Origin of the sequence: Hominilimicola fabiformis, assembly GCF_020687385.1 — a bacterium.
GTDB classification, from domain to species: Bacteria; Bacillota; Clostridia; order UBA1381; family UBA1381; genus Hominilimicola; species Hominilimicola fabiformis.
In genome coordinates, this window is the sequence record NZ_JAJEQM010000001.1 from 168,727 (window position 1) to 193,858 (window position 25,132).

Sequence of the window (25,132 nt, forward strand, 5' to 3'; positions counted from 1 at the left end):
GCAAGATCAGTCCACACCTGCGACTTCCGCTTCGCACGTCGCCTGCGTGGACTGTCTGCTGTTGGATAACTTTTTAATTTCCTCCAAGAAATCATATCCTTTTGGTACAAGGGGAGTATAAAACTCTGATATGACACTTGTTCCTACATCAACATAGCCACGACCTTTGATTCGCTTTAAGAAGAAATCCTTTTGTACGTCACTGCCAAACATCATGCCATAGCCCATTTCAGACATACGACCTAAAGCCACTCTGAAATTAAACTGATCACGGATTCCGTCGCCTAAATATTTTGCGTCTGGACGTTGACAAGCCAGTATTAGAAAGAAGCCAGCTTGACGACCTAACATGACAATCTGTTTCAGCTTATTCATAACTGCGGTGTTTTCTTTTGTTCCCAGCATTTCCATGAAAGCGACGTATTCATCAAAGATTAAGAAGTGTGCCGGGAGACCTAAGTAAGCATAATTTTTGCCAGTCTTATAGTTCTTCATCTGCTTCATTTCCTCACTACGTTTCATCATTTCTTCATAGAATGTTTCAATGCAAGAAAGCAAGTCTTCTTTTCTATAGTAGACATTTGCCATCACAGAACCTAAGTCCGCAAGATCAGCATTTTTCGGGTCAAGAATATACAGTTTTGAATCTGTATGAAGCAAGGCTTCAATCAGTGTCAGTATAAAGTAAGTTTTACCGCCACCTGTACCACCAGCAATCAACATATGAGGGAGCTTATCATATTCCCACCATACGTTTTTCATTAAGCGAAGTTTACCATCTTTAGCTTCTACTTCATCAATAGAAATACGACTGGCTATGGTGTCATAGAGCAAAGTATATTCCACATAGGAATCCTTTAACTCTTTATCCGTCAGCTCACAGTACAAGCCACTCTCTAATTTCTTTTCCAAGTGTAAGAGTTGGTCTTGATATTTTCCCAGCGTGATTTCCACCCGTATCTGTATCAAGCCATTTTTAAGTCGATAATACATTTTAGGGAAGTAGGTTATCTTTTCCTTTGTACGACCAGCACTATCTTTAAAGAAACCCTCTGTTTTGACCTGTTCAGATTCATACCACTTGTTTTCAAGTATCATCTTTGCCAGTTTTTGACGGTGGTAAAGTTGTTTAACCGTATCATAGCGAACCCGTTTGAATACAAACGCTACCAGCAAGCAGATAAGAATTGCGACACTGAAACTGATAATTAAATAGGGAATGTCAATCTTATCTGCTTGTGATAGGTTAAAATCCTGCCAGTTGATCTGCTGGATTGTCTTCACATGAAACAGTCCGACAACCAGCAGGAAAACAGGCAGGAGTGACGCTATCGTAAAATGAAAGACTAAATCTTTACCAGATGGGCGAATCCTTTTACCACGCTGTTTCATGCGAAAAAGTCTCCTTTCTACCTAGCGACTATTTGTCTTGTGTCGGTTCTTTCTTTGCTTGTGGTTGAGCTTTGAATGAACTAGAATCCTTTGTCAGCACAATATCGTCTGCCTTGATATACCAGTCAACATCTGCTCCTTGATAGGTGGCAGTAGCAACGGTGTCCGCAATGGGATTGATAAGTTCCACCCGTGCGTTATAATCAAACTCTTTCAAAGGCACGCTGGCAGGAATACTTACTTGAATCATGCGTCCTTGTCCTTTGGATTTTAAGTCATAGGTACGTTCCTTGATTTCATCTGAAACCGACCCGTCTTCATTTTGGATTCTCACTTCACGACGTAGAGCAGAGAATTTCAATTCTCCAAAAGTCGTGTCTTTATCTAATACAATGCCATTTGCTAATCTCATCATTTTTCCTCTCTTTCTTTATTCTTTTATCATGTCGTCAGCATGTAAAAGGTAATTTGTAAAACCACGAGTGCCGATTTTGTAGCCCTCTGCGGTAATACGTGGATTGACTAACTTCACACGTTCCTCAAAGCCGAAATGTTTTTCGCCAGCTTCAGCAGGAAGCACCACCACAATATCATCTGCTCTTTGAACATCAGAATAGAGATTATAGCTTCTTGATAAGACAGTTAGCCGTCCGTTGATTCTTCGCTGAACGACTTTATCCTCGCCAGCAAATTCTAAATTGCCGAATGTTTTTTCCATGTTGGGAATCACAAATTTAAGTTCCATATTTTTACCTATCCTTTCTTTTTTATTGGCTGAATGAATGTTTGATGGTCTTAAAGAGTGGGGAACGACCTTTTGATTCTTGATTTTTTGTTTTCATAAGTTCACTTCCTTTCAAAATCGGGTAAAAAAATAGACACCTCATTTTTTGAAGTGTCTACCTATTAAATATTCAAATTTTATTGGAAGTATCTTTATATCTTCACTTTTCAAGGATAAATCGTCGTATCAAAGCTCATTCATAAGTAGTAAATTAGTAGTAAATTGAGTGGTTTTGACCTTGATAAAGTGTGATAAGTCCAGTTTTTATGCGGATAACTAGATTTTTATGCTATTTTTATACTGAAAAAAAGAAAGCTCGTCGATTAGGACGAACTTCTGTGTTTTATGGAAGTATTTGCTTTGACTGCTTTACAAGTGTATCTATAACTTCATAAATTCTGTTTCTATCTTCAGGAGCAAGTTTTTCAAGCTTCTCATTCAGCATAGAGTTCTTGACTGTATATCCCGTTTCCAGAACATCTGTAAGAACCATATCCGATGATACACCTAAAGCATTTACTATCTTTATGAACGTTTCGAGTGACGGAATTTTCTCTCCACGCTCAACCATACCAATATAATTTGTTGTCAAATCTGTTTTCTCAGCCAAATCTTCTTGGCGTAATTTCCTCGCAAGTCGGAACTTTCTTATATTCTTGCCGATTGTATCGAGCTTCATCACATCACCTCCCTTAGTGTGTTTCCATAACTAATAGTATAGGTTAAGTCGATTTCAAATCACACGCACCCAAAGGAAGTCAAACCAACTATTAGTGATGATTCCCAACTATTTTTATGTTATACTATAAAAGTAGTAATTCACGATTGTTAATGGCGAAAGACAAATCACAACCCAAGAGCCAAATTAAACAATCTCCATAGAATAAACTTAGGGGTAAAAGGAATGGACGAACAAAAGATAATATTCAGTAATCGGTTTGAAAAAGAGAAATTTGAGGATTACAAAACAGATTTGGGAACTGACAGCTCAGTCACTCCCGACTTTACGGAAGCTGATGATTTTTTAAAATTTATACAGAAGAACCGCAGAAGTGTTCCAAGTAAAGAGCGAATTGCTGACAAGGATAAATTTATCAAAACCGTTTACGAACTATCCAATAGCTTTGAAATTGACGCTGACCTGATAAAATTTGCCGAGGGATATATCGCCAACATCTATGTAGATTATGCCTGCTACACTGGATATATCAAGAAGCTGTTAGCAATTCTTTTTATCCTTGCCGATGATATTTCCTTTTTAGACGGCAGTAAAGAAAATGCCGATATGCTTTTCAGCTTCACTTATCACACACACCATATTTTCCTGAATAACAGAGAAACAACTGATTTCTCATAATGTACCCGATGGCTACTCAACTGAGCAGCCATCTTTTCAATTTTCCAGACACCGTCTGGAATTTTTAATATGCCGGAATACCGTATCCATAGATATTGCTGCTTCCGACTGCGTACTGTCTTTGCTTGCAGGCGTCGCCTGAGTTGCCCTCTACGGTATAAACTGTGCCATTCTCGCATTTCTCTACGATACCAACGTGGTCTGTTGTACCGTCGCCCTCCCAATCGAAGAAGATAATATCTCCTGTCTTTGGTTCATAAGTGCGGTCTTGCCATTTTCCATTTGACTTAAACCAGTTTGCACCATCCACGCAACCTGCAAATTTCGGAACAAGTCCACTTTCAATATACCCGCATTGGTCAGCACACCAAGATACGAAGCAGGCACACCATTCCACTCGACTGTTAAAGCCGTACCAACTCCAGTAAGGTTGTCCGCCCTGATTGCCTAGCTGTGTCAAGGCAACCTCAACAATCGCCTGATTACCTCCGGCAGTAAAGGCTCGCCCATACGGATAGTACCTCAGAACGTGAGCCGGATATTGGGTATCTCCATAACTGTCCCAACCAAGCCTTTGTGCCTGCTGAGTGGAAAACTCCACTGCATTGGCATAAGAATAACCGCCGTAATTCGTTTTTGCCCAAGAAATATACCCATTACCGAAGTTGTAGCCTTGCAAGGCAAGTTTGATATGCTCCATATCTATCGGACTTTCCACTTCTGCCGAAGTAAGAGCCGCTTTCAATTCCTGAACTCCACACTGGATAGAATATTCAGGGTCTTTAATTCCATTAGGTTCGTGCGGATACCTTGTATTGAAACTTCCCTCTGCTGCCTGCATAGGGTCAAGTCCTCTGCCGCCGCTTTCCTGCATCATAACCGCCTTGATAAGTTCTACATACTCAGGAATGCCGTACTCTTTGGCATACTTCTGTATGATGGGTTCATAGGCTTCTACCTCTGCACTTACCGGAGTATAAGAATTACTGTCACTCCCTCCTCCGAACATTGCTACGGCAGCACCAAACAATACGACAATCATAATAATCAGCACCGCTATCCAACCGCCTGCGGCGATTGCTGCTACAAGTACTTTTGTCCCTGCAATAATCGCTTTAACTGTCGCAACAGTAGCTTTCGCTGTGGCTTTGACGGTATCTGCTGTGGCTTTCGCCGCTTTCTTTGCCGTCCGAGCCGCTTTCTGTGTTGCTTTGGCTGTTGTTTTTGCTGTTTTCTGTGCTATAATGGCAGCTTCTTTTGTGGTCTTAATAGAAGTCTTTGCCGTTTGTTCTGCGGTCTTGACCGACCTCTGAACAGTATTGGTTGCACCTTTCGATACGGTCTTGACTGTCGTATTTCCTGCCGACCTTGCAGACTGTTTAATTGTTTTCTCCGTACGCTCCAGAGTTCGGATGCTCTGTTTTCCGACAGGATTGACCGATTGTTTCTGAAGCTGTTTCTCTGCACGCTTGGTCTTGAAATTCTCAATTCCCGTTTTGGCTTTCTGATAATTCTGTCTTGTTTCACGCACACCCCATCTGCCGACTTTATCTGCACGGTATGCAGTTTCGTGAACAGTCCTATCCGTTGCCGCTTCGATTTTATCGGAAGCATATTCCTCTGCGGAATTTTCCGAAGCGTTAGTGGAATGTTCTGCCTTATCTTTCGTCATCACATAGGCTTTCTTCATTCGCTCCGTGGCAACTGCTGCCTTATTTATGGTCTTGATTGTACCTTTGCTTGTATCTCTTGTTTTTATATCAGCCATCGGTTTCCTCCTTTCTCGAAAAATAATAGAGAGTGGGGTTTAATCCACTCTCTTAGCGACAACAACAAGCCTGCCATTGTTTCTTGAATATTCACAAGTAGAAAGAGAAATAAGCTTGTCGCCATACTCTGCCGATACTCCGGTATCATACAAAGAAAGTTCCTTGCACTTGGCAACATACGCATCAAACTCTGCCGCATTTTCTGCGTCCGTAAACTCATAATACTTAAAGCTATCGGAGCTGTCTGTATAAACGACTGTCTTAAAGACTGCAATCACTTCATACTGGTGTCTGTCCGTCAGTGTATCAAAGGTAATCGTCTTATGACCTTCCCAAAAGCTCTTGTTTCTGTACTTCATCAGTCCCGTAAACATCGAGCCGTCATTCATATGGTGTCCGTATATAATGATGTTGTCTGAAGGTTTCTGCACATCACAATTTTCCTGCACATATGGACAGCCATAAGCGGAATAGGTCTTATCAAACTTGTGCTTCAGGTAGAAGTTCGGCTCATTTGCAGACTGCACGACCGGATAGTTGATATTGGTATCCTCAACCTTTATCCAACCCACCATATCCTCATTCTGCCGATAAAGTTCAAAATATTCCGCAAGATAGTCCTTATCTTCCGAAAACGTCACGCCCTCATTTTCCTTTGGCGGCTCGTCCTCCACAATCTCCGCAAGGTTATCATAGACTTCATTCTGCTTGGCAGAGTCAATGTGATTACGGATAATAAAGAAGGTGCTTACAGACAACACTGCCGCAAGCACCACTGCAATAATGATATAGATTTTTCTGCTCATTTTCTCTTACCTTTCCATATCGTTTCTCTTAGGCGGGGTCAAATCTCTGCAATACTCCGGATACCTTAACTTGATACCCTCCATAAAATACGGAGCATATCCGCAGCAGAACAATTCCTCCGGTGTACAGAGGTTTTCCCTGCCTTCTTCTGTAAATCCATTCCAAAGATTAAAGGCAAGGTGGCAGACCTTGACTGTGCCACTGGTCTGCCAACCGCCGTGCATACCTTCCGGTATGATACAATCCCTTTTGAAATCAAACATCTTTCCGATGTTCATTCTCGTTTCTTCTGAAATACCCATCACATAGAAAAATGCTCTGTGATAGCAGTCGTTTACTTTGCACTTATCCAGATTTTCCAATACAAAATCTCTGTGTGCAGCATTGCGAAATTGAATTTTAGACATTGCAAATTCCTCCTTATGCTTCGCCCGGTTTGGTCGTCATCAGTTTATAAAGTTTCGTGTTCTTAGGAAATTTGTTTGCAAACGGTACAAGAGAACTTCCCACCTTAATAAGTCCGTGTCCTGCTTCCACATTCGTGATATAAGACATCTGAAGGTCGGAAATATTCAGGAGTTTTGCAAGCTCAAGCCTGTCTGTGGAAGCCTGATTCAGCATAATGATGAACTCTGAGTTTGCAAGCATTGTTCTTGCTGTGTGACTCTGCAAAAGGTCATCGACATTCTGGGTAATTCCACTTGCGTATGCACCGTATTTTCTCACGCGTTTCCACAAGGTAAAGAGGAAATTTGCAGAGTATTCGTGCTGGAACAGAAGATAAATCTCATCAATGAAGATAAAGGTATTCTTACCCTTTGCACGGTTCTGTGTGATACGGTTCAGGATAGAGTCAAGGACAACAAGCATACCAATCGGCATAAGCTGTTTACCCAAGTCAAGAATGTCATAACATATAAGTCGGTTATTGGTATCCACATTCGTCTGCTTTGCGAAGGTATTCAGAGAACCGTGTGTGAAAAGTTCAATGGCAAGTGCCAGTTCCTTTGCTTCCGGTTCGTCCTGTTGCAAAAGCTCTGCCCTGAAATCCTGCAAGGTCGGTATATGTCCCTGATAGTCATTCTGCTGATAACTGCGGTACACGCTTGCCGTACAGCGGTCAATGATAGACTTCTGCTTTGCTCCGAGATTTGTTCCGCCGATAAGCTGTTCACAAAGGGACATAATGAACTCGGATTTCAGAATGACAGGGTTTGCACCGTCGCCGTAATCCTTATTCATATCCATTGCATTGATATGATTATCGGAAGTAGCAGAAATATTGATGACCTCTCCGCCCATTGCATTGACAAGCTGTGAATACTCTCGCTCAGGGTCGATGATAATAATATCTGCGTCCGAAGAAAGAACCTGATTGATGATTTCTCCCTTTGCTGCAAACGACTTACCACCACCGGATACACCGAGAATAAAGGAGTTACCATTCAAAAGCTGCTTACGGTCTGCAATAATCATATTTTTGCTGATAACATTCTGACCGTAATAGATACCGTTTTCGTGGAAAATATCCTGCACCCTGAATGGGATAAATACCGAAAGACTCTCTGTTGTAAGTGTTCTGAACGCATCAATCTTTCTTGTTCCAAACGGCATTACCGTGTTGAGTCCATCTACCTGCTGAAATCTCAGTGTTGCGAACTGGCAAAGATGTTTTCTTGCCGTGGTAAGCAATGCTTCCGTATCATTCTCAAGCTGTTCCTTGCTGTCTGCCGTAATAACCATTGTGATAACAGCGAACATCATTCTCTGGTCACGGGTCGTAAGGTCATCGAGGAACTCTTTCATTTCTTTCTTCTGTTGCTCCATATCATACGGAACGGTTGCAGAGAAGTTATTATTGGCATTCTGCCTACGCTGCCAGTTCGTGATATTGGTTTCCACACCAAGCAGACGGTTCTCTGCTTCCTTTACTGCTTCATCAGTCGGAACGGGAACAATATCAATGGACATCATCAGATTTCTGTTCATATCCGTAAGTTCCGCTACCATACTGTCTTTGATATAGGACGCATATTCACGAAGAAAAAGGACTCTTCCATAACGGTTTCCCATCTTGAAATAGTCCTTTTCAAATTCTATTGTGTCAGGGCAGATATAATCCTTAAAATCGTGTCCCTTTTTTCTTGTTTCTTTAATATCAAAGTGGAAAGAGCTTTCCTCTCCCACACGATAAAAGTCATGGAAAATACGAAGTCTTTCGTCTGTTTCCAGTTCCACGCACTTACTTCCAAGCCTGCCGAAGTGAGCAATCAAATCTGCACCGACACGGGCAAAATAAGTTCTTGCGTCCTCCACACTCTTTTTGTTGATGGAAATGGTAATATACTTATCCTGAACAATGGAGTTTGCACCCGTTGCCTTATCAAGAAGCATTTTATTGTATTCCTCTCGATACTCGTCCAGATTATCTCCGGTTGTCGGAATAAGGATTGTCTGCTCAAAATCCAGTCTGTTGAGCCGACGGTTATTGATTGTGATTTTTGTCGTTGCACCACTGTCAAGGGAGTTCAGAAGTTCGGAATATTCAAGGAACATCGCTTCCTTATCCTCACGACTTGCCACTGCATAGTTAATATCCGTAAAGCGATAAGTCTTTGAATATTTATCCTTTCCTACTTTGAAAATGCCATCATCAAAGATAGCTGCTACGGGAATCACGTCCTGCACACCTTTCGGTACAACAAATTTTTCTTTATCCTGCTTAAACAGGTTTGTAAGAGTCTTAATCATTTGACTTCAATACCTCCTTCTGCTTCTGTTCAATGCTTGGCTTCATCAGTTCGTAATACACATTAGTGGAATGAAACACCAACTTCTTCGGCATTAAAAACTCCGACTTTATCCACGCATAGATTGCTTTTTCTGCGGTCATACCGTTGTACTTCACAAAGCCAAGTGCCGCAAACGGAGCAGCACCCAAAATGCACACCCACGATACGGTTTCCGTGCCAACATACGGTTTGAGCAAAAAATACAGTCCTACTGCAACGCCACAAGCGAGAACAGAAAAAATGAACTGTCTGAGCGACAGTCCAAAAAACATTGACTCTGTATAATTTCTGATTTCTCGGTTAATTTTTACTTCCATATCTGTTTCCTTTCCTGCGGTTTTGGTCTTTCTCCCTCACGCATTTATCATTCAGGCAAAAGACTTTGCCTTTCCGTTTACCGCCATAGTAAACACATTTCTTACAATCTCTTTGGTTCATTTCAAAATCTCTCCTTAAAGTCCCATCATCTCTCGGATAATACGGTCAGACATTTTCACTGCACCGACAAGAACAAGCATATTAAATACCAGTTCCCCGATATATGCCCACACCTGCGTAACTGCTGCTGCATCAGGATTCACTACTGGCGGCGATGAAGCAAATACGGAGAAAATAATACAAGCAAGTACAATGACTGCTCCCTCAAGCAGAACTGCACAATAGCTCTTGATAAAACTCTTGCCGACATTCTGTGTCGGTTCTCCTGCAAATGTGGAAAGCGGTATCGGTGCAAGTGCTGTGTACATATACAACTTGAAAAATCTTCCGTACACCGTCATTATCAGAATGAACGAAAGCACCGTGATAAATAATCCTCCGATAAGCGTTACCGCCCACAATGGAATACTCTCGAAAAATCCGCAATCCTCTATGGTCGTTACCATCTCTGCGGGCAAAGTCGTCTGTTGTGGAGTTCCAAATCCGGCAGCATTCATAATGGTTGAAATCGTACCCTGCACGATATTAAATAGTGCAAGCATAAGTTCCATTCCGTATGTGATGACACCTTTCGCCAACGCAAAACGGACAAAGAGTTTCAGTGCGTGTTCCGGTTTCTTCACATCTGTAAAACTTCCGCAGGTCTTTACCATACCTATCACGAAGAACAACACAAGTAAGGCAAGCCCGATAGCCTGAACTGCACCGTTGATATCAACGATAACCTTCCAGATATTCCCGCCCTTAAAGTTCTGCGGTGTAGTTGTGATCAGCGTCCATATTTCCGACAGTTTTTCATTCCAAGTTTCAAGGGCATTTTCAAGATTTTGAACTACCCAGTTATCACTCATTCAAAGCACCTCCTTACAATTAAGGGGTGTACCTTAACTTGGCACACCCCTCGATAACTGTGTAACTCTTATCTTAGCCTGTGATAAGAGTAAGGATTTCTTTTGCGAAAGTAATAATGACACCACCCGCAAGAGTCAGGAAGCCATTGGCTCTCTGAGAAGGGTCGTGAGATTTGAGGGAAAGACCGACCTGCACGATACCAAAGCCGAGCAAAATCATACCGATGGCACGGATAAGTCCGAAGATAAAGTCAGACAGATTGTTGACTACGGTAAGCGGGTCATTCGCTGCAAATGCAGTCGTTGTCATTCCAAGTGCCAACGCACCGACAATGACCATTGTGCAATAAGCACGGAAGCCTTTCTTAACCTTTCCGGTCATAGGCAGTTTCTTTGTTTCCTGAGTATCAGTTGCTTTTTTCTTAAAAATAGTCATAGTTGAATACCTCCAAAATTTAATTTGTTTGATTGTTTATGAACAGAGCTTCCATCTCCTCATCGGAAAGAAGTTCCCAGTTCGTTTCTTCCATTTCCTTTTCAGGAAGTGTTGCAGGGTCAATGTCCCAAATGGCAATCGAAGCAATATCTTTTGTGACTTCTCCGTGCATATAAGGACTTGCCTTTCCGTCTGTGGTAAGTGCCACATTCGGATGTTTCATAATGTCATACTTGAAATCCATAATGGGTCTTTCCCCACGGATAAACAAAATAGCGTACTGATTATCGAGCATACGCACCTCATCAGGGGTAAGTAACTCTCTGCCGCTAATCTGATAGTTGGTGGAATAGTTACCACTTCTTCCGGTACTCTTTCCGAACGTGTTGGTATCAATGGTTTCCTTTCCTAACAGCTCCGACACGTATTTATGGGTTGACTGCTCATTTCCACCAAGGTAAAGAAATTCATCGCAGTTACCCACAATGCTCTCCCACTGTTTTTCAAACAAGGCTTTAAGCTGTGCCAAGTTCTGTAAGATGATGCTTACCGATACCCCACGGGAACGCATAACCGACAGTATCTTGTCGAAGTCGTCCGGCAGTGAAACATTGGCAAATTCGTCCATCATAAAATGAACAGGCATCGGCAGACAGCCACCGTGGATATGGTCGGCTGCATAAAACAACTGCTGAAAGAGCTGTGTGTAAAGAATGGATACCAAGAAGTTGAAACTGGAGTCGTTATCCGGTATCAGTGCAAACAGTGCCACCTTTTTCTCTCCGAGTGACTGTAAATCCAGTTCATCGGCAGAAGTAAGAGCAGCAAGACTCTCCAAGTTGAACTTTTCAAGCCTTGCTGCAAGGGTTATCTGTATGGATTTTAATGTTTTGGAAGAACCGGAATGATAGGAGTGGTAATACTTCAAAGCAATGTGGTCAGGATTATCTATCATCAAATCCGAAAACAGATTGTCAAGCGGAGAAGGACTTGGGTCGTCCTCGTCCTCAATCGCCCCGGCTCTTAACATTTCCATTACCATTGCAAAATTCTGTTCTTCCGGTGGTGCTTCATAGTGCAGATAAAATACCAGTGCAAGCAGAAGCATTGACGCTGCCGTATCCCAAAACGGGTCATTGCTCTGTGAACCTTTCGGAGTGGTACTCTTAAAAAGATTGGTTACGAGCTTCTGCACATCATTGTCGTTCTGCAAATATACAAACGGATTGTAACAATGGCTTTTCTCCATTGAAATCAAATCAAGGACACGCACTTCGTAACCTTTCTTCTCAAGAAGATGTCCCGTATCTCGCAGGATTTCTCCTTTCGGGTCTAAAATCACATAGCTGTTTCTGGCAGCGTTCATAATATTAGGCTTTGCATAAAATCTTGTCTTACCTGCACCGGAGCCACCGCACACAAGCGTATTCAGATTTCGTCTGTGCTTCTTGGCATTAAGTCCAATGCACACATTCTGAGTCATCAGCTTATTTTCTGATAGTGGCTTTTGTCGGTACTTTTTATCAATGGCTCTGACATTGCCCCATTTGGCAGAACCGTGTTCTTCTCGTCTGCGGTAATTCTTTCTTGTCGAAAAGTAAATCCCGATACCCATTCCATAGCATAAAAGCAAAATGAGGACAGTTTTCAGGCTGTCCCCACATAATTTTATGGAAAATGGATTATCAAAGAGTGTCGCAAGATTGGCTGCTATCTCCGGCAATCCTCCGCTTATGGAAGGTGCAATCAGAAGTGCCAGCCATATGACCGGAACGATACCGACAATGGATAAAATAATGGCAGTCTGCCTGTCATTATCTCGCTTCATCTGAGCGTTTCCTTTCAATCACTTTGAACTTTTTCAATGGGGCATTTCCGACTTTTACAAGCAGGTCGTCTACTGCGTCTGCGGACTTGCCTTCCTCCATCAACTTTGTTTTCTCATCGTTTAAGGAGCGAATGACAACACCGTGTTCATAATCGTCCAAAGCAATGTGGTAGAGTTTTTCTTTTTCCATATCTGCCCTCCGTTATCTCTCATAGTCCTTTGAACGCTCCTGCTTCTTGCGGAACATTTCATCAGAGATATGACTGTGAATTTCTGCCATTGCATTTCGTGTCTTGGAAAGCTCCGCACGGATTTCTTTCGGCTCTTTGGAAGCCAGTCCCTCCGGAATACGGTTAATTGCAAAATTCTGTGTATCTACGCCATACTTCTTGCAAAGCATATATCCAATACACACTGCCTGAAAGCCCATATCCCTGCGGCTGTAACTTTCACTGTTGATAGAAAGCTGTGCGTGTCCGAGTTCCTGAGCGACACACTGGGCAACTGCTACGCTGTCGCCCACATTACGCTTCACATACAAGGTCTGCTTTTCATTATTATAGAAAGCTGCCATATTCGGATACGGAAGTTCATCGGTTGCCGCAACCTCCACCGGAGATACAGCAAGCATTGTCGTGATAAGTGCTTTCGGGTCACGGTTTGCTGATACTGCCGGAGCTTTTCTTCCATTTGTCTGCGTAACATCAAATACCTTTTTGACATTATAGGAAATACCCGGAGAACCATCTGCTCTTGTGTATTCCACTGGTTCAAGGATAGAAATACTCTTTGCCCCTTTGGTAATCTTTACATTGTCCTTACCCCAATCATCAAAATCTTTAAGCTGTGTCGCCTGCGGATACTGACTGTAAATAAGGAGAGCATTTGCTGCGGAATATCTGTCCATTCGACTCTGCGTATCAAGAAAGCTCTTGAACTTCTCAGGGTCATTCACAATCTCACGGGCAGCGTCATCAATCATCTGATAGACTTTTTCTTTTTCTGCTCGCTTCTTTTCCGCATACTCCTCTTTGGATAATCTCGGCTGATTACCGCCAGCCTTTGCGGGTTTGAAATCATTTGTCATAGTGAATTACCTCTCTTTTGTTTTGGGTTTCTTCTTCGGCTGACGGTGTACCGTCTGACCGTTTTTCTGCTGCGGCTTCTTGCCGTCTTTCTTAACCTCCGGCTCTTTACGCTCTGCTTCTTTTTGCTGTTTTGCCTGTGCCTTGTAACGGTCAAGTTTCTCTTTGACCGATGGCTTTTCCACTGGCTTTGCAACACCCTTATCAGATTGCGTTTCTACCGGCTCTGAGTTTTGCCTTGACAGAGGGCTTTTGTCTGTTTTGGCGACTGAGGGGTTTGCGTTTGCTCGCTCCTCTTTCTGCATTGGATTTCTGACTGCTTCTTCCATAATGATTTCACTCTTGGATTTGGTCGGCTTTTCTTTTTCAACCGCTTCACGGTCTGCGATAGCCTTCTCTGCTTCACTGACAATCGAAGCTTTATCCACCTTGCCAAGTTCAAATCTTTCAACGATACGCTGAATTTTAGAAGCGTCCTCTGCTCTTGCAATAATATCTACCGGAGCATTCTCTCCCTTTGTGTTCTTATCTCTGAGGACACAATAAAGAACGCCATAGCGTTTTGCCTGTTCGGTAAACTTCTTCAAATCCTTTTGCGGAATGGAAAAGACTTTCAGCTCCTTGCCTGACTTAATCATATTGGTAAGCCTTGCTTTGCCCTTCGTCTTTTGTTCCTGCTTCAGAACCGATACCAAAAGCAATGCGATATTCTTCGCCGCCGAACCGCTTAATCTTGCAGCAACTTCAAATCCTTCAAGCGAAAGCCTAACGACCTGCTCTGCTGCGTCACCACCGTTGTTCATAGCGTGATTTCTCCTTTCTCTGCTGTTTTTGTTCCTCTGTTTCGATATGCTCAAGGTTTTCTTCCATAACCTTTGACCTCTCCGCAATATCCTCGCAGAGTTTTACTTCCCGTCGGAGTTTTTTCAATTCTCCATTGATAGAAGCGATTTCATCTTTTGCCGCCTGAAGCTGACCATCATCAATATTTGTTCTTATCTTTTTTCGGAGATGTGTTCTTCCGGCAATCAGATTTTTCATCTGCTCCTCTAAGGAAGTCTTATATGAAAAAAGCTGTTCGTCCGTGGAAATATTTTCTCGTCCGAGCAGCCTTACTTCATCAGTAATCTTATCGAGCTTCATCAAATCATCTTTCAAAAGATAATGAAGCCTTGCGTTATTCTGTTTCTTATACTTGGGCAGATAACCGAGTCTGTAACAGTAATACAGATACAACCCATAAAGTCCGCCTTTCTTTTTCAGCTTCTGCCCTCTGGTCTGCATACGGTACTGTCTTGGTTTATAAGTTGCCCTCTGGAACGGCTCAATCTCTGCCCATCTGTCACGATTTTCTTTGATACGCTCTACAATCCGGTCATTGGTATAATCTGCTCCGAGATTTTTCAGTCGTATCGGCTTATCGTATCCCTTTGGAATGACCGTCCAGTATTTTCGGCTTGGACTTAGGTTATAGGCATATCCCATTTCCTTGAGAGCAAACTGAAATTCTTTCAGGGTCTTGCTGTGGTCGATAGCATAATCAATGGCTTCCTTTGCAACCGAGTAGCGTGTCGGCATACCTGCCTTTTCTTTCATCGTCAGATACTCCGACTGCTTACTGCGGTTCGGATTCGGGTCATAGTAAAGTCCGTACTTCTCACAAATTCTGTCTGCAACTTTTCGGAATTTGAACCACGCTTTTTCCTCTCCCCACAAATGTTTGCCATCGACAAAAGAAATAGAGTTGATGACAAAATGACAGTGCAGGTGCTTTGTGTTCAGATGGGTTGTCACAACAACCTGAAATCTTTTCCCCCACACTTCATTTGCAAATTCCATTCCGATTTTCTGTGCCATCTCAGGAGATATATCTGTTTCCTTGAAACTCAAATATCCGTGATAGGCTTGGATACCGTCTGTCTTTTGGTACTGTTCCTTAACCGTTATGAACTGGTCACGGGCAATCGCCACATTACAGTTGATACCCTCAACATAAAATTCTCGCTCTGTTTTTTCTTCATCCTTTGCATAAGCAATAACATCAGCAAGAGCCTGATACTGTTCAGGTGAAAACTCCCTTTTGATATTTGCAGAAGTCTTTTCGGGATTGGTTGCATAGTCAATGACCTGACCGAGCCTTTCTGTTACCGACCACAACTTTGTTACTGCCATTTCATTTCGCTCTGATTTGGACGAAGATATGTCCTCTCAATCTCTGACTGGAACTTATTCCACTTTGCAGCTTCATTCTTCAGCATAGGTGCGTCAATGAAACCAAGTGTATTCGCTTTAGCCGCAAGCTGATTGATGTTATTACTGATAGAGGACAGTTCTCTCATCACATCATAGAAGCGGTCATCGGGTTTCTCTTTCGGCTCGTAACCTCTGATAAGTAAACGGATAAGTCCTGCTTCGGAAAGACAAGCCTTCTTTGCCTTTGCTGCCAAGTCCTGTGCTTCCTTGCGGTTAAAGCGTACAATCTTCTGAATGTTTCTCTTTCTCATAATCGGTATCTTCCTTTCTCTTTACTCTGCAATCTTTGTTAATCTGGAATAAGCACATCATCGTAACGCCAAGACAACTGCCGAGCAGTGTCCCAGCGGCGATAAGTAATAACTCTCTCAAATCAAGTTCTCCTTTCTCACGGGGTATTAGGGGCAACCCCTAACGAGCCTTTTACCGTTTGGGAAACTATGTTTATCCAAATGGTCTGCTCGCTAAGAATAAACATCTCCTCCGGGTTGCCCCGTTCTCAGGCTACTATCTCTCATAATCCTTTGATTTCGGCTTAAAAGGTTCAGCCACGATATTGCCGCCCACATCCTTAGAAAAGCGTTCAGGATACTTGAACTGTTCCTTATACTTCTTCATCATATCGTCCGGCAAGCTCTGAAAGCTCTCACTCTCAGGCGGTGCATAACAGATAAAGAACTTGCCGCAGATAATATCAACCATCTCTTTCTTATCGTTGTCCTGCACATAAACAGCACGATTAAGCGGAAGTCCTCTCATCTTTCCTTCCTCATTACAGATGATTGCAACGTCATCATCAAAGGGCATATATTCCTCAATATCCCCTCCGACAACCTCCTGCATTGCTTCCAGAGTGTCGTCGATTACAATTTCCTTCGGGTACTTTTCCGGTTCTACCAAGAGAACTTTAATCTTAGAATCATTCACCGTTCTTCATTCCTTTCGTGTATTTTTTTATTGTAAATTCCCATCCGCATACAAAGAAAATCGTTGAAGTCCTTACCTGCTTTTGGTGGCTCATCAACGATTTCATACTTATCCGGCAGAATAGTTTTTAAGGTCTGTGCTGCCTTTCTGCCCGCTATATCATTGTCAAAATGGATACGGATTTTCCTGACAGATGGGTTACTGCCAAGATACTTTTCCAGTGCAATCGGCACTTTACTGTCCTCAATTTTCTTTGCCGGAGAATACACCCCGGACAGCGAAACAAAGCTCATTTCTTTCCAATCCTGCCCGTTCAGCTTCGCAAGCGTGGCATAGGATAACAGGTCTATGGCACACTCAAAGAGGTGTACTTCCTCCAAGTTTTCCTTACCAAGCCGAAAAGAATAATCTTTTTTACTGCCACTGCAATCGCCCATAATCCTACGCTTATTCGTGGAACGGTAGGCTGCATATTTCGGTTCTTTCTTCTCGTCATAGCCTACAAACACAACATTGTGATACGGCAGGCTCTCAAAGATAAGGTCATTAGAGATACAGTAATTGATGATTTCAAAATCTATTCCTCTCCCGAAAAGATACTCTGTAATCACTCTGTTGGAAGCACATTTTTCAGGGAGAAGAAGTGGTTTATTTTCCTCTTTTGGCTGTGGCTTTTCATAGACCGGAGCCTGAATCGCTGTATGTCCGATAATGGTTTCCACCGCTTCAAGGAAGCTGTAACCTTTAACCTTAATCAGATAATCCAAAGCACTCCTGCCACCGATACCTCTCGACCACCATATCCATTTCCCGTTTGAAATCTTCAAACTATCGTGGGTTCTGGTGCAATAGGTGTTACCTGAAAACTTAACCAGCTCATACGGTTCATAATTTCTCAAGTAGGTTAATAAGTCCATCTGCTTCGCCTGAATGATTAACTCAGGTGCGATAAATGGCATATCGACCACCGCCTTCCTGTTTATCTCTCATACGATTTCTCCTTTCTGCCGCCGACTGCTTCGCCCTCATCAGGCTCTCCGCCGACAATCTCATTTTCCTTTTTATCCATATTGAGCAGGATATTCAGCTCATCAAGTCGAGCAGTTTTTGCCCTCAATTCTTCCTCTTTGGCAAACGGCTTTTCGATTTCCTGCTTCGCTGTTTCAAACTGCTTTTCCGTATTTTCAAGGCTGTTTTTCGTATCAGCAAGTGCTTCTTCAAAGCGTTCAATGCCGTTATCTATTCTCACGATATTACCGTGAGAATCATCGCCAAGCGGTACATCTCTGCTTGTTTCGCCTTTTAATTTCACAACATAATTACGCTGAACCGTATCAAAATACAGTTCCATTTGAAAGCCACGGTACTCGCCAAGTGGTATCGCATTGGGACTGTTCATTGACTTGCAGGCATTGATGATTGCCTGACCTGCTTCGGCTTTTTCGGAATAAGAAACACCCGATACCATCATTCCAAGCGGCTGCTCGTCTATCGGTTTCGGGTGTAATTTTGCTGTTTCAACATCTTTTGTAAGTCCCTCTACACGGGATTTCAAGTAAGCAATCTGTTGTGGATAGAACTTGATGACCTTATCCTCCAGTCCGTATTTCTCTGATAAGAAATTGGATTTTAACATCTTTAGCTTCTGTACTTGAATGTCTAAGTCCATCTTTTCTTTGATATATGGATTACCTGTTGCAAGCATTTTTATCTCCGCATAGGACAGTGCGGTTTCATCAATATCCTCTGCCGACCTGACCGGAGATTTGCTCGTCATAATCTGACTTGCGAACTTCTGCTTACCTTCCACAAGCTGATAGAGGTATGCATCAAAGGTCTGCTCTGTTACATAACGGTAAATATCTACCTTCGGATTTTCATTGCCCTGACGGACAATTCTACCGGAACGCTGCTCCAAATCAGTCGGTCATTTTTTGCGGACAGTTCAATACATGCCCTTCGGTTCCTCTCCCTACTCCTGCGTTTGCTCTCGTTTGATTTCTCCCTCTGTATCCTCTTAGCACAAGCGGGACAATACTTTGATATTCCAGAGCTGGGGACGTATTCAACACCGCACACCGTACAATTTTTAGGCTTTAACGCCGTCCACCGCTTTGTGGGTGTGATATGTAATTCACCGACAAAGCCGATGAATTTATAGTAAATCTTGATTTCCTGCCTTACTGTCCCGTCCGCAAGTTTCTCACGTTCCGAAACAAGTATCTTGTCTATGAGTGCGTTTATGATGGTTGCGTCCAACTCTTTCAGCCCCTGATAGTTGCGGATTAGGGATAGAAAGTCCCTCACGCCCTGCGATTTCTCATAGCTGTCATTGAGCGTTTCCGTTACCTCTTTCAGCCGTGCTTCAATTTCAAGCTGCTCTTTCTGGTATTTCCCCGACATCATCTCAAAATTCCGCTCCGTGATACGCTCCATTACCTTGTCCTCATAGAGAGAGGAAAACAGCCTGTCAAGCTCCGCAAGGCGTTTGTTCAGCTTCTTCTTTTCTTTCTCTAATGATTTCGCCCTGCTCTGGTCTGTTTCCGTGAGCCGCCTTTCTATGGCTCTGACCGCCTTTTCATCATTGACCGCCATATCCGCAAAGCGGTTGATGTCGGCAAGGACGGCATTGAATAAGTCCCTCGCTTCAATGCTGTGTGCGGTACACATAACATTGCCATATCTGCCATAATTATTGCAGGTGTATTGTACGCAGTCGATGATGTCGGGGCGTTTCCTCCTGTTGGCACTCGCCGCCCGCATCGCATAGCCGCAGTCCGCACACTTGATAACGCCCAAAAAGATATTCTCAAATCCCCCTGCGTTCTGCTCCCGCCTGCGGCTCGTCATAAGCTGCTGTACGGTGTCAAATTCCTCCTGCGTGACTATCCCCTCATGGGTGTCTGGTATCACTTCCCATTCTTCGGGCAGCTTAGAGGGGCGTTTCTTGCTTTTCATGTTGGCTGCAATCCGCTTGTAGCCTGCAAGGTTGCCCGCATATATCGGGCTTCTTAAAATGCCCCTCACGCTGTTCTCGCTCCAAATATAACGGTTTTCCTCGTTATCCTCAAAGTACCGCTCATAGCCTGTTGCCCCTTGCTCCACCGCATAAGCGGCAGGGCGTAGGATATGCTGTTTGTTGATGTGCTTGCGGATTTTGGCGATGCCGTTGCCCGCTAACGCAAGGTCGAATATCTCCCTTACCACATGGGCAACTTTGTCATCTATCAGCAGATGGTTGTGGTCGGCAGGGTCTTTGACATAGCCATAAGGGGCTGTTGTTCCCATGAATTTCCCCTGCTGAAACCTCGCACGGTACGCCGATTTTATCTTGACTGACACATCGGCAGAATACATTTCGTTTAGGATGTTGCGGAAAGGCGTGATGTCCATAGCGGATTTGTTTAAGGTGTCCACGCCGTCATTGACCGCTATATACCTCACGTTATGCTCTGGGAAAAAGACTTCCAGATATAACCCACAATCAAGATAGTTCCTCCCCAGACGGGATAAATCTTTTGTAATCACGCAGTTTATCAGCCCGTTTTCAATGTCCTTAATCATATTCTGGAAACTTGGTCTTTGGAAATTTGTTCCAGAGTAGCCATCGTCAACATACGTTTTTGCTAAATGCCATCCCTGCCTTTTCACATAATCCGTGAGGATGGATTTTTGTGTCGCAATGCTCGCACTCTCGTTATCCGTGCCATCGTCCTTTGATAAGCGGCAGTAAATGCCGACTTCATAAATCTTGTTCTCCGTTCTTATTCCTGCCATACTGTAAAACCTCCATATCTGTCCTAACGTTTTCATGTTCCATTGCGTACATTCTAAGCGGACAGCCCCTCATTGTCGAAGGTGTCGCCCTCGGCAATCTTCTTCCGAATATCCTCGGAGATAATCGGGACAAACGCTTCTGCAACGGTCTGTGTGCCGATATATTCTCGACTGATAATCATTTGTACTTGCCCTTTTGGCACAATACGCTTTCTTCTTCCAGTTGTTTTCCTATCCTCGCCCATACTTAAATCTTCCTTTCCAGACAGGGCAGGAGAACGTCTGGAAACGCCCCGCCCTGTCAATCAGATACCATCAATCCCCGCTGTTTACTTCTTTCTGTAATGCTTCAAGGAGTGCCGCTGCTTCATCAGCGTTCAACGTGATACCCTTTCCGCACTTCTCACGGTTCGGGGAAAAGCTGCGGATGTCATATTTCGGCTCTCTCCCGTTCCATGAAATAAGATTGATTTCCTTTGTGTAGCCGCTGTCACTCGCAGACAATACGGCGATTTCCTTTACAATCTCATACTGGATTTCTTTCATTCCTTACCTCATTCTCCTTAAAATTCTGTCTTTCTTCTGTTCCAAATTCCTGCATTTACTTCCCGAAAAAAGAAGGTTAGCGGCTGTCCCTGCTCCGTTTTCTCTGCAACTCACGTTCCAGAAGTCGGATGATGGTTTCCTCCATCTGCTTCGGCGTTGTGTCCTTCGGAAAGTATTTTTTCAGTTTGCTTGTGTTGATTTTCAAGGTTTCTTTCTGGTTTCCCTTTTCCTCCGTCATAATGGAAAATATCATATCCATGTCAAGCTGCCCGCTCTGGCTCATGCTTTTCATCCGCTGTGCCTGTGAGAGTGAGGGCGTTGCTTCTTCGCTCTCCATCGTGGCAAAGAGATTTTCCTGCTCGTCTTTCTTCAAAAAGGACAGTTCCACCGCAGGTGTGAGGGCGATTTTCCCCTCGTCCACCATCTGCAAAATCGGCGGTATCAGTTCCGTCAGGCGGATAAAACGCTGGACGGTCATCCTGCCCACGCCGAAGCCCTGTGCCACTTTGTCGTCCGTCCGCAACTTCGTCACAACTTGTGACGAGGTTAAGTCTGTGCGGAAACCCTGCCGCTTCATGGCTTCGGATTTCATCCTGTAGGCAAACGCCCGCTCCGATGGCAGGATATTTTCACGCTGTAAATTACTGTCTACAAGGGTGATGATGGCTCGGTCACGGTCTAAGGGCAGGACAAATGCAGGCACGGTATTTATACCTGCAAGTTCGGACGCACGGACACGCCGCTGCCCCGCAATCACTTCATAACCGTTCCCGTCCTCTTTCGGGCGTGTGATTATCGGCGTGACAATGCCAAATTCCTTGATGCTTTCCGCTAACTCTGACAGCGTTTCATCCTCCACAACATGAAACGGATTGTCGGGAAACGGGTATAAATCTTTGGTCTTTAACACCTTAAAATCCTGTTTCTTCATTCACTTTTTACCTTTCTCTTGATTTGTTTCTGCCTGTTCTCTGTAATTCTTCCAACACTTCTGGCGGTATCTTTGAGAGCAGCCGCCCCATCTGCTCGTTGGTTCTCTGCAATTCAAATATCCTCTGGTTGGCTTTCTGCACCTTTAATTCCTGCTCGTACTTTTCATCACGCATACGCCCTGCATAGTCGGCTTCCTGCCCGATTTGCTCCTTTAAGCTGTCGATATACGCCTGCTGTCTGCCGATTTCCTTAGAGAATTTCTCCACTTCGGGCAGCCATGCGGCAACCAGTTCCAGAGCCTTGTCACGCTTTTTCCCTGCGTTAAAGGCGTTGATGTCGGACAGGGCAGACACGATTTCCCCATACTGCTTATCAAGCCTGCCGCCCAACTTATAGAGCCATGTGGGGACGTGTTTCCGCTTGGTTTCCATCGAAGATTGACCTCTCTCAAGCTGATTCCAACGTGAGGACATCCGCTCATGGTAGGCGGTCTGCCACTCCGACAGGCTCTTTTGATTGCCTAAAATTGTTTTGGCGGACAGCTTATTGTCTGGTGTAATCGGCACAAAGCAGAGGTGCATATGGGGCGTTCTCTCGTCCATGTGGACGACTGCGGAGAGGATATTCTGCTCCCCGACACGCTCCGAAATGAAATCCAGAGCCATCGTAAAATACGCTTTCTGTTCTTCGGGCGGTAACTGGTTCATAAATTCTGGTGAAGCCGTGATGAGCGTTTCCACCATCATCACGCTGTCTTTCCTTGTCCTGCACCCTGCTTCGGCTACCTTTCGGTTAATCTCTTTCTTATAGGTGTACTTTGGCGGTGCGACAAGATGATAGTTATTTTTAGAGCGTTCCATGTCGATATCTGGGTTGCTTTTGTAGGCTTCTTTCTTCCGCTCGTTGTGGCGTTCGCAAGCCGCAACGCCGCCCGCTTTGCGTTTCTGGAAACGCAGGATTGCATAGGGCATAATCCATCATCTTCCTTTCTTCGGCGGGTAACTGCCCTTTGGGTGACAGCGGTGACGGTGGTGACGGCAGTTTTGGGATGCCCCCTGCCGATTGCCGTAACTGTCACCCTTATCCCCTGCATGACGGTCATGACGATGGTGACGGTGTTTTTGGGATACTCCCTCGCAAGAGCTGTAACCGTCATGCCGCCGTTCTTTTATCCGAAGCCGCAAGGCGTAGGATAGCAGGGCGTAAGACCTGCCATAAGGGAGTCCAGAGGGAACGTCTGGCACACGGCTCTTTGCAGGGCAAAGTGTAGTGTGTTACACCCTGTAAACGCAGTCGGAAAAATCGGAGAGATTTTTCTGACCGCAGGGGTGATTTTACACGCCCGAAAAGGGCGGGTGAATCCCACGCCTGCATTTTGCGTTTGCGGGGTGTTCTCCCGTAGGGATGACAGCGGCAGGGTATCCTAAAATCACTGTCACTGCCGTCACCGCTGTCACCCGCAGGGCAGAGCCGCCAACTTTACATGGCTTTAAGCGTCAATGACAGTAACAGGGGGTATCCCAATATCGCTGTCACCGCCGTCACCGCTGTCACCCGCCCTCCTTGCAAGGGCAATCTGCCTGCCGTCTTTCCTGCGGCTGTACTGGTAGCAGATACGGTTCTCGCTTAAAAATGTGGTGTGATATTCATTCAGCCATTTCGTAATCACCGTGGGTATGGTTTCCGTTTCCCCCATAGCGGCTAACAGCTCCGTTGCCGTGCCTGCCCATTCTTCCTTATCCCTCATAAAATCCACCAACCGAAAAAGGACATCTGGTATCGTTTCTTTCGCAAGCTGCTCCTGCGTTTTCCTCTCCACAAGTTCCCAACTGCAATCACGGAAACGGAGCGTGTATTCCTGATAGGGCGTGTCCCTGCCCGTTACATACAGCTTGGCGGTGTCAGATGCCCGTTTCTCCTTTTCCAGAACAAAGGTAGCGTCCGCACTCCCCGTTAAGCCTGTCGTCCCAGACACCTTGTTGAACACATCGCTGTCATTCTGCTTTCGGATGTGGTGTACGACAATGACCGCCAGAGAGTGCCTGTCGGCAAAATCTTTGATTAGGGAGATGTCCCCATAGTCGCTTGCATAGGCGTTGTCTTTTGAAGCTGTACGGACTTTCTGCAAGGTATCAATGACAATGAGCCTGCTGTCTGGATAGTCTTTCAGATAATCCTCAAGCTGCACGATAAGACCGTCTGACAGCTTGCAGCTTGCCACGGCAAAATGAAGCCGCCCGCTCGCTTCGTCCGTCAAACGGAACAGCCTGTCCTGTATGCGGCAGAACGTGTCCTCAAGGCAGAGGTAAAGCACATCGCCCTCCATTGTCGTCATGTCCCATAAGGGGATTCCCTGCGACACGCATAAGCACAGCTTCAGCATGAGCCAGCTCTTGCCTATCTTCTGTGAGCCGCAGAACAGCGACAAGCCTGTGGGGATAAGGCTGTCCACCACAAAGGACGGCTTCTCAAGCGGCTCATAAAGGAGCGTTTCGGCGTTGACTGTCTGTAACTTCTGCATGGGTTTCCTCCTTTCGGGCAGTTATCTTGTTTTTGTTGCACATAGGCGTTGACCTCCTTAAAAATAGATTTACTCCCACGAAAAAAGTGAGAGTATGTAATACCGCCAATCCCACACAAATAAAAAACAGATTTCTTTTTCGGGCGGTGTCGGTCATGGTTGGAGATATTTCCTCATTTCCGCTTTTACTTTCTTCTTTGCAACAGCAACGGATTTCTGTATTGCAGAAGCGGTGCAATGCTCCATAGCGGCGATTTGGTAAAAATTGAACTCATACTCGTAGTAGAGCAGGAAACGTCGCCTTTGTATCTCTGGCAGTCTGTCAACCGCCTTACAGAGCAGTTCCGCCCGTTCTGCTTCAATCATTTGTTCCTCAATGCTCTTAGGCAGCTTTAACGCCCGCCTGTTCAGCGTTTCGTCCCATACTTCCGAAAACTCCCTGTGCCGCTCGTCCCATTGGAGAAGATTCCTGTTCCTGCGTTCCATCTGCCGAAATTCAAAGAATAACTGCTCGGATACTTCCAGTTCGTGGTGTTCCCCCTGCCCGTCCTTAAAACTGATAAAATACCTTATACCGCTTTCCGTGGATTCCTCCCGAAGCGTGTACGCCTTAGCTTTATATGCCATCCCGTTTTC

29 protein-coding genes are annotated in these 25,132 nt (G+C 44.4%); 1 reads left to right on the forward strand and 28 read right to left on the reverse strand.

Annotated features, from left to right (window positions below; genetic code table 11):
* Positions 1-6 precede the first annotated feature (6 nt).
* The 4 genes from LKE05_RS00850 to LKE05_RS00865 all read right to left on the reverse strand — a co-directional run bounded on the left by LKE05_RS00850 (position 7) and on the right by LKE05_RS00865 (position 2,855).
* Positions 7-1,392, reverse strand: coding sequence for an FtsK/SpoIIIE domain-containing protein (locus LKE05_RS00850; RefSeq protein ID WP_000813488.1), 1,386 nt, complete (start codon positions 1,390-1,392; stop codon positions 7-9).
* 28 nt (positions 1,393-1,420) lie between these two features.
* A complete protein-coding gene (locus tag LKE05_RS00855; protein ID WP_001234286.1) occupies positions 1,421-1,804 on the reverse strand; it encodes a YdcP family protein in 384 nt (127 codons plus the stop codon).
* Between the two features lie 18 nt (positions 1,805-1,822).
* Entirely contained in the window at positions 1,823-2,137 is a 315-nt protein-coding gene (locus LKE05_RS00860; protein WP_000420682.1) for a YdcP family protein, read from the reverse strand.
* Positions 2,138-2,519: 382 nt separating this feature from the next.
* A complete protein-coding gene (locus LKE05_RS00865; RefSeq protein ID WP_002594686.1) occupies positions 2,520-2,855 on the reverse strand; it encodes a helix-turn-helix domain-containing protein in 336 nt (111 codons plus the stop codon).
* Between the two features lie 225 nt (positions 2,856-3,080).
* On the opposite strand from LKE05_RS00865, the gene LKE05_RS00870 reads away from it, so the two are divergent.
* Entirely contained in the window at positions 3,081-3,533 is a 453-nt protein-coding gene (locus LKE05_RS00870) for a hypothetical protein (RefSeq protein ID WP_161209638.1), read from the forward strand.
* A gap of 64 nt (positions 3,534-3,597) precedes the next feature.
* On the opposite strand, the gene LKE05_RS00875 is transcribed toward LKE05_RS00870, so the two are convergent.
* The 24 genes from LKE05_RS00875 to LKE05_RS00990 form a co-directional block, all read right to left on the reverse strand.
* Positions 3,598-5,301 carry a lysozyme family protein gene (locus LKE05_RS00875; protein ID WP_161209641.1) on the reverse strand — a complete coding sequence of 568 codons (1,704 nt, stop codon included), beginning with the start codon at positions 5,299-5,301 and terminating at the stop codon, positions 3,598-3,600.
* A 39-nt stretch (positions 5,302-5,340) separates the two neighbouring features.
* Complete coding sequence (srtB, locus tag LKE05_RS00880; RefSeq protein WP_161209643.1) at positions 5,341-6,108, reverse strand: class B sortase; 768 nt, start codon at positions 6,106-6,108, stop codon at positions 5,341-5,343.
* Between the two features lie 6 nt (positions 6,109-6,114).
* Complete coding sequence (locus LKE05_RS00885) at positions 6,115-6,516, reverse strand: DUF6075 family protein (RefSeq protein ID WP_161209645.1); 402 nt, start codon at positions 6,514-6,516, stop codon at positions 6,115-6,117.
* A 13-nt stretch (positions 6,517-6,529) separates the two neighbouring features.
* Positions 6,530-8,860 carry a VirB4-like conjugal transfer ATPase, CD1110 family gene (locus tag LKE05_RS00890; protein WP_161209647.1) on the reverse strand — a complete coding sequence of 777 codons (2,331 nt, stop codon included), beginning with the start codon at positions 8,858-8,860 and terminating at the stop codon, positions 6,530-6,532.
* Positions 8,853-9,218: a PrgI family protein gene (locus LKE05_RS00895; RefSeq protein ID WP_161209649.1), complete on the reverse strand. Its 366-nt coding sequence runs from the start codon at positions 9,216-9,218 to the stop codon at positions 8,853-8,855. Before LKE05_RS00895 ends, LKE05_RS00890 begins: the two co-directional genes overlap by 8 nt.
* A 135-nt stretch (positions 9,219-9,353) precedes the next feature.
* Positions 9,354-10,190 (reverse strand): VirB6/TrbL-like conjugal transfer protein, CD1112 family, encoded by an 837-nt coding sequence (locus LKE05_RS00900; RefSeq protein ID WP_044681644.1) that lies wholly within the window; start codon positions 10,188-10,190, stop codon positions 9,354-9,356.
* Between the two features lie 73 nt (positions 10,191-10,263).
* Positions 10,264-10,626, reverse strand: coding sequence for a hypothetical protein (locus LKE05_RS00905; RefSeq protein ID WP_015530024.1), 363 nt, complete (start codon positions 10,624-10,626; stop codon positions 10,264-10,266).
* A gap of 19 nt (positions 10,627-10,645) precedes the next feature.
* A complete protein-coding gene (locus LKE05_RS00910) occupies positions 10,646-12,454 on the reverse strand; it encodes a VirD4-like conjugal transfer protein, CD1115 family (RefSeq protein ID WP_148885539.1) in 1,809 nt (602 codons plus the stop codon).
* Positions 12,441-12,644: a hypothetical protein gene (locus LKE05_RS00915; protein WP_008789327.1), complete on the reverse strand. Its 204-nt coding sequence runs from the start codon at positions 12,642-12,644 to the stop codon at positions 12,441-12,443. Before LKE05_RS00915 ends, LKE05_RS00910 begins: the two co-directional genes overlap by 14 nt.
* Positions 12,645-12,656: 12 nt before the next feature.
* Positions 12,657-13,541 (reverse strand): LtrC-like protein, encoded by an 885-nt coding sequence (locus LKE05_RS00920; RefSeq protein ID WP_161209651.1) that lies wholly within the window; start codon positions 13,539-13,541, stop codon positions 12,657-12,659.
* Between the two features lie 6 nt (positions 13,542-13,547).
* Positions 13,548-14,342: a PcfB family protein gene (locus LKE05_RS00925; RefSeq protein ID WP_015530022.1), complete on the reverse strand. Its 795-nt coding sequence runs from the start codon at positions 14,340-14,342 to the stop codon at positions 13,548-13,550.
* Positions 14,326-15,711: a relaxase/mobilization nuclease domain-containing protein gene (locus LKE05_RS00930; protein WP_044681629.1), complete on the reverse strand. Its 1,386-nt coding sequence runs from the start codon at positions 15,709-15,711 to the stop codon at positions 14,326-14,328. The genes LKE05_RS00925 and LKE05_RS00930 overlap by 17 nt, the downstream gene beginning before the upstream one ends.
* The gene (locus tag LKE05_RS00935) at positions 15,702-16,043 is read right to left on the reverse strand and encodes a plasmid mobilization protein (RefSeq protein WP_161209653.1); all 342 of its coding nucleotides are present in this window, start codon (positions 16,041-16,043) and stop codon (positions 15,702-15,704) included. The genes LKE05_RS00930 and LKE05_RS00935 overlap by 10 nt, the downstream gene beginning before the upstream one ends.
* Positions 16,006-16,164 carry a DUF3789 domain-containing protein gene (locus LKE05_RS00940; RefSeq protein ID WP_087203228.1) on the reverse strand — a complete coding sequence of 53 codons (159 nt, stop codon included), beginning with the start codon at positions 16,162-16,164 and terminating at the stop codon, positions 16,006-16,008. Before LKE05_RS00940 ends, LKE05_RS00935 begins: the two co-directional genes overlap by 38 nt.
* Before the next feature lie 135 nt (positions 16,165-16,299).
* On the reverse strand, positions 16,300-16,719 hold the full coding sequence (locus LKE05_RS00945) for a DUF3846 domain-containing protein (RefSeq protein ID WP_161209656.1): 420 nt from the start codon (positions 16,717-16,719) through the stop codon (positions 16,300-16,302).
* Positions 16,716-17,678, reverse strand: a complete 963-nt coding sequence (locus LKE05_RS00950; RefSeq protein ID WP_158433322.1) for a DUF3991 and toprim domain-containing protein — start codon at positions 17,676-17,678, stop codon at positions 16,716-16,718. Before LKE05_RS00950 ends, LKE05_RS00945 begins: the two co-directional genes overlap by 4 nt.
* 20 nt (positions 17,679-17,698) lie before the next feature.
* The gene (locus LKE05_RS00955) at positions 17,699-18,637 is read right to left on the reverse strand and encodes a hypothetical protein (protein ID WP_227161505.1); all 939 of its coding nucleotides are present in this window, start codon (positions 18,635-18,637) and stop codon (positions 17,699-17,701) included.
* Complete coding sequence (locus tag LKE05_RS00960; RefSeq protein ID WP_308455659.1) at positions 18,583-20,496, reverse strand: recombinase family protein; 1,914 nt, start codon at positions 20,494-20,496, stop codon at positions 18,583-18,585. Before LKE05_RS00960 ends, LKE05_RS00955 begins: the two co-directional genes overlap by 55 nt.
* A gap of 53 nt (positions 20,497-20,549) precedes the next feature.
* Positions 20,550-20,741, reverse strand: coding sequence for a hypothetical protein (locus tag LKE05_RS00965; RefSeq protein WP_000503424.1), 192 nt, complete (start codon positions 20,739-20,741; stop codon positions 20,550-20,552).
* Positions 20,742-20,811: 70 nt separating this feature from the next.
* Positions 20,812-21,042 carry a YdbC family protein gene (locus LKE05_RS00970; protein ID WP_000659121.1) on the reverse strand — a complete coding sequence of 77 codons (231 nt, stop codon included), beginning with the start codon at positions 21,040-21,042 and terminating at the stop codon, positions 20,812-20,814.
* A 76-nt stretch (positions 21,043-21,118) separates the two neighbouring features.
* Positions 21,119-21,973, reverse strand: coding sequence for a ParB/RepB/Spo0J family partition protein (locus LKE05_RS00975; protein ID WP_000743701.1), 855 nt, complete (start codon positions 21,971-21,973; stop codon positions 21,119-21,121).
* 7 nt (positions 21,974-21,980) lie between these two features.
* Positions 21,981-22,946, reverse strand: coding sequence for a MobV family relaxase (gene mobV / locus LKE05_RS00980; protein ID WP_001145977.1), 966 nt, complete (start codon positions 22,944-22,946; stop codon positions 21,981-21,983).
* A 518-nt stretch (positions 22,947-23,464) separates the two neighbouring features.
* Positions 23,465-24,496 (reverse strand): AAA family ATPase, encoded by a 1,032-nt coding sequence (locus tag LKE05_RS00985; RefSeq protein WP_001170965.1) that lies wholly within the window; start codon positions 24,494-24,496, stop codon positions 23,465-23,467.
* 153 nt (positions 24,497-24,649) lie between these two features.
* A complete protein-coding gene (locus tag LKE05_RS00990) occupies positions 24,650-25,123 on the reverse strand; it encodes a sigma factor-like helix-turn-helix DNA-binding protein (RefSeq protein ID WP_000323521.1) in 474 nt (157 codons plus the stop codon).
* Between the last annotated feature and the right edge of the window lie 9 nt (positions 25,124-25,132).

What these genes read in the sequence shown, in the direction of transcription:
- LKE05_RS00975 (WP_000743701.1), bottom strand. Translation starts at nt 21,973, where the DNA reads ATGAAGAAACAGGATTTTAAGGTGTTAAAGACCAAAGATTTATACCCG.
- LKE05_RS00870 (WP_161209638.1), top strand. Translation starts at nt 3,081, where the DNA reads ATGGACGAACAAAAGATAATATTCAGTAATCGGTTTGAAAAAGAGAAA.
- LKE05_RS00920 (WP_161209651.1), bottom strand. Translation starts at nt 13,541, where the DNA reads ATGACAAATGATTTCAAACCCGCAAAGGCTGGCGGTAATCAGCCGAGA.
- LKE05_RS00960 (WP_308455659.1), bottom strand. Translation starts at nt 20,496, where the DNA reads ATGGCAGGAATAAGAACGGAGAACAAGATTTATGAAGTCGGCATTTAC.
- mobV (WP_001145977.1), bottom strand. Translation starts at nt 22,946, where the DNA reads ATGCCCTATGCAATCCTGCGTTTCCAGAAACGCAAAGCGGGCGGCGTT.
- LKE05_RS00900 (WP_044681644.1), bottom strand. Translation starts at nt 10,190, where the DNA reads ATGAGTGATAACTGGGTAGTTCAAAATCTTGAAAATGCCCTTGAAACT.
- LKE05_RS00965 (WP_000503424.1), bottom strand. Translation starts at nt 20,741, where the DNA reads ATGGGCGAGGATAGGAAAACAACTGGAAGAAGAAAGCGTATTGTGCCA.
- LKE05_RS00890 (WP_161209647.1), bottom strand. Translation starts at nt 8,860, where the DNA reads ATGATTAAGACTCTTACAAACCTGTTTAAGCAGGATAAAGAAAAATTT.
- LKE05_RS00915 (WP_008789327.1), bottom strand. Translation starts at nt 12,644, where the DNA reads ATGGAAAAAGAAAAACTCTACCACATTGCTTTGGACGATTATGAACAC.
- LKE05_RS00990 (WP_000323521.1), bottom strand. Translation starts at nt 25,123, where the DNA reads ATGGCATATAAAGCTAAGGCGTACACGCTTCGGGAGGAATCCACGGAA.
- LKE05_RS00875 (WP_161209641.1), bottom strand. Translation starts at nt 5,301, where the DNA reads ATGGCTGATATAAAAACAAGAGATACAAGCAAAGGTACAATCAAGACC.
- LKE05_RS00925 (WP_015530022.1), bottom strand. Translation starts at nt 14,342, where the DNA reads ATGAACAACGGTGGTGACGCAGCAGAGCAGGTCGTTAGGCTTTCGCTT.
- LKE05_RS00935 (WP_161209653.1), bottom strand. Translation starts at nt 16,043, where the DNA reads ATGAGAAAGAGAAACATTCAGAAGATTGTACGCTTTAACCGCAAGGAA.
- LKE05_RS00885 (WP_161209645.1), bottom strand. Translation starts at nt 6,516, where the DNA reads ATGTCTAAAATTCAATTTCGCAATGCTGCACACAGAGATTTTGTATTG.
- srtB (WP_161209643.1), bottom strand. Translation starts at nt 6,108, where the DNA reads ATGAGCAGAAAAATCTATATCATTATTGCAGTGGTGCTTGCGGCAGTG.
- LKE05_RS00985 (WP_001170965.1), bottom strand. Translation starts at nt 24,496, where the DNA reads ATGCAGAAGTTACAGACAGTCAACGCCGAAACGCTCCTTTATGAGCCG.
- LKE05_RS00950 (WP_158433322.1), bottom strand. Translation starts at nt 17,678, where the DNA reads ATGCCATTTATCGCACCTGAGTTAATCATTCAGGCGAAGCAGATGGAC.
- LKE05_RS00860 (WP_000420682.1), bottom strand. Translation starts at nt 2,137, where the DNA reads ATGGAACTTAAATTTGTGATTCCCAACATGGAAAAAACATTCGGCAAT.
- LKE05_RS00855 (WP_001234286.1), bottom strand. Translation starts at nt 1,804, where the DNA reads ATGAGATTAGCAAATGGCATTGTATTAGATAAAGACACGACTTTTGGA.
- LKE05_RS00895 (WP_161209649.1), bottom strand. Translation starts at nt 9,218, where the DNA reads ATGGAAGTAAAAATTAACCGAGAAATCAGAAATTATACAGAGTCAATG.
- LKE05_RS00850 (WP_000813488.1), bottom strand. Translation starts at nt 1,392, where the DNA reads ATGAAACAGCGTGGTAAAAGGATTCGCCCATCTGGTAAAGATTTAGTC.
- LKE05_RS00910 (WP_148885539.1), bottom strand. Translation starts at nt 12,454, where the DNA reads ATGAAGCGAGATAATGACAGGCAGACTGCCATTATTTTATCCATTGTC.
- LKE05_RS00930 (WP_044681629.1), bottom strand. Translation starts at nt 15,711, where the DNA reads ATGGCAGTAACAAAGTTGTGGTCGGTAACAGAAAGGCTCGGTCAGGTC.
- LKE05_RS00970 (WP_000659121.1), bottom strand. Translation starts at nt 21,042, where the DNA reads ATGAAAGAAATCCAGTATGAGATTGTAAAGGAAATCGCCGTATTGTCT.
- LKE05_RS00905 (WP_015530024.1), bottom strand. Translation starts at nt 10,626, where the DNA reads ATGACTATTTTTAAGAAAAAAGCAACTGATACTCAGGAAACAAAGAAA.
- LKE05_RS00865 (WP_002594686.1), bottom strand. Translation starts at nt 2,855, where the DNA reads ATGAAGCTCGATACAATCGGCAAGAATATAAGAAAGTTCCGACTTGCG.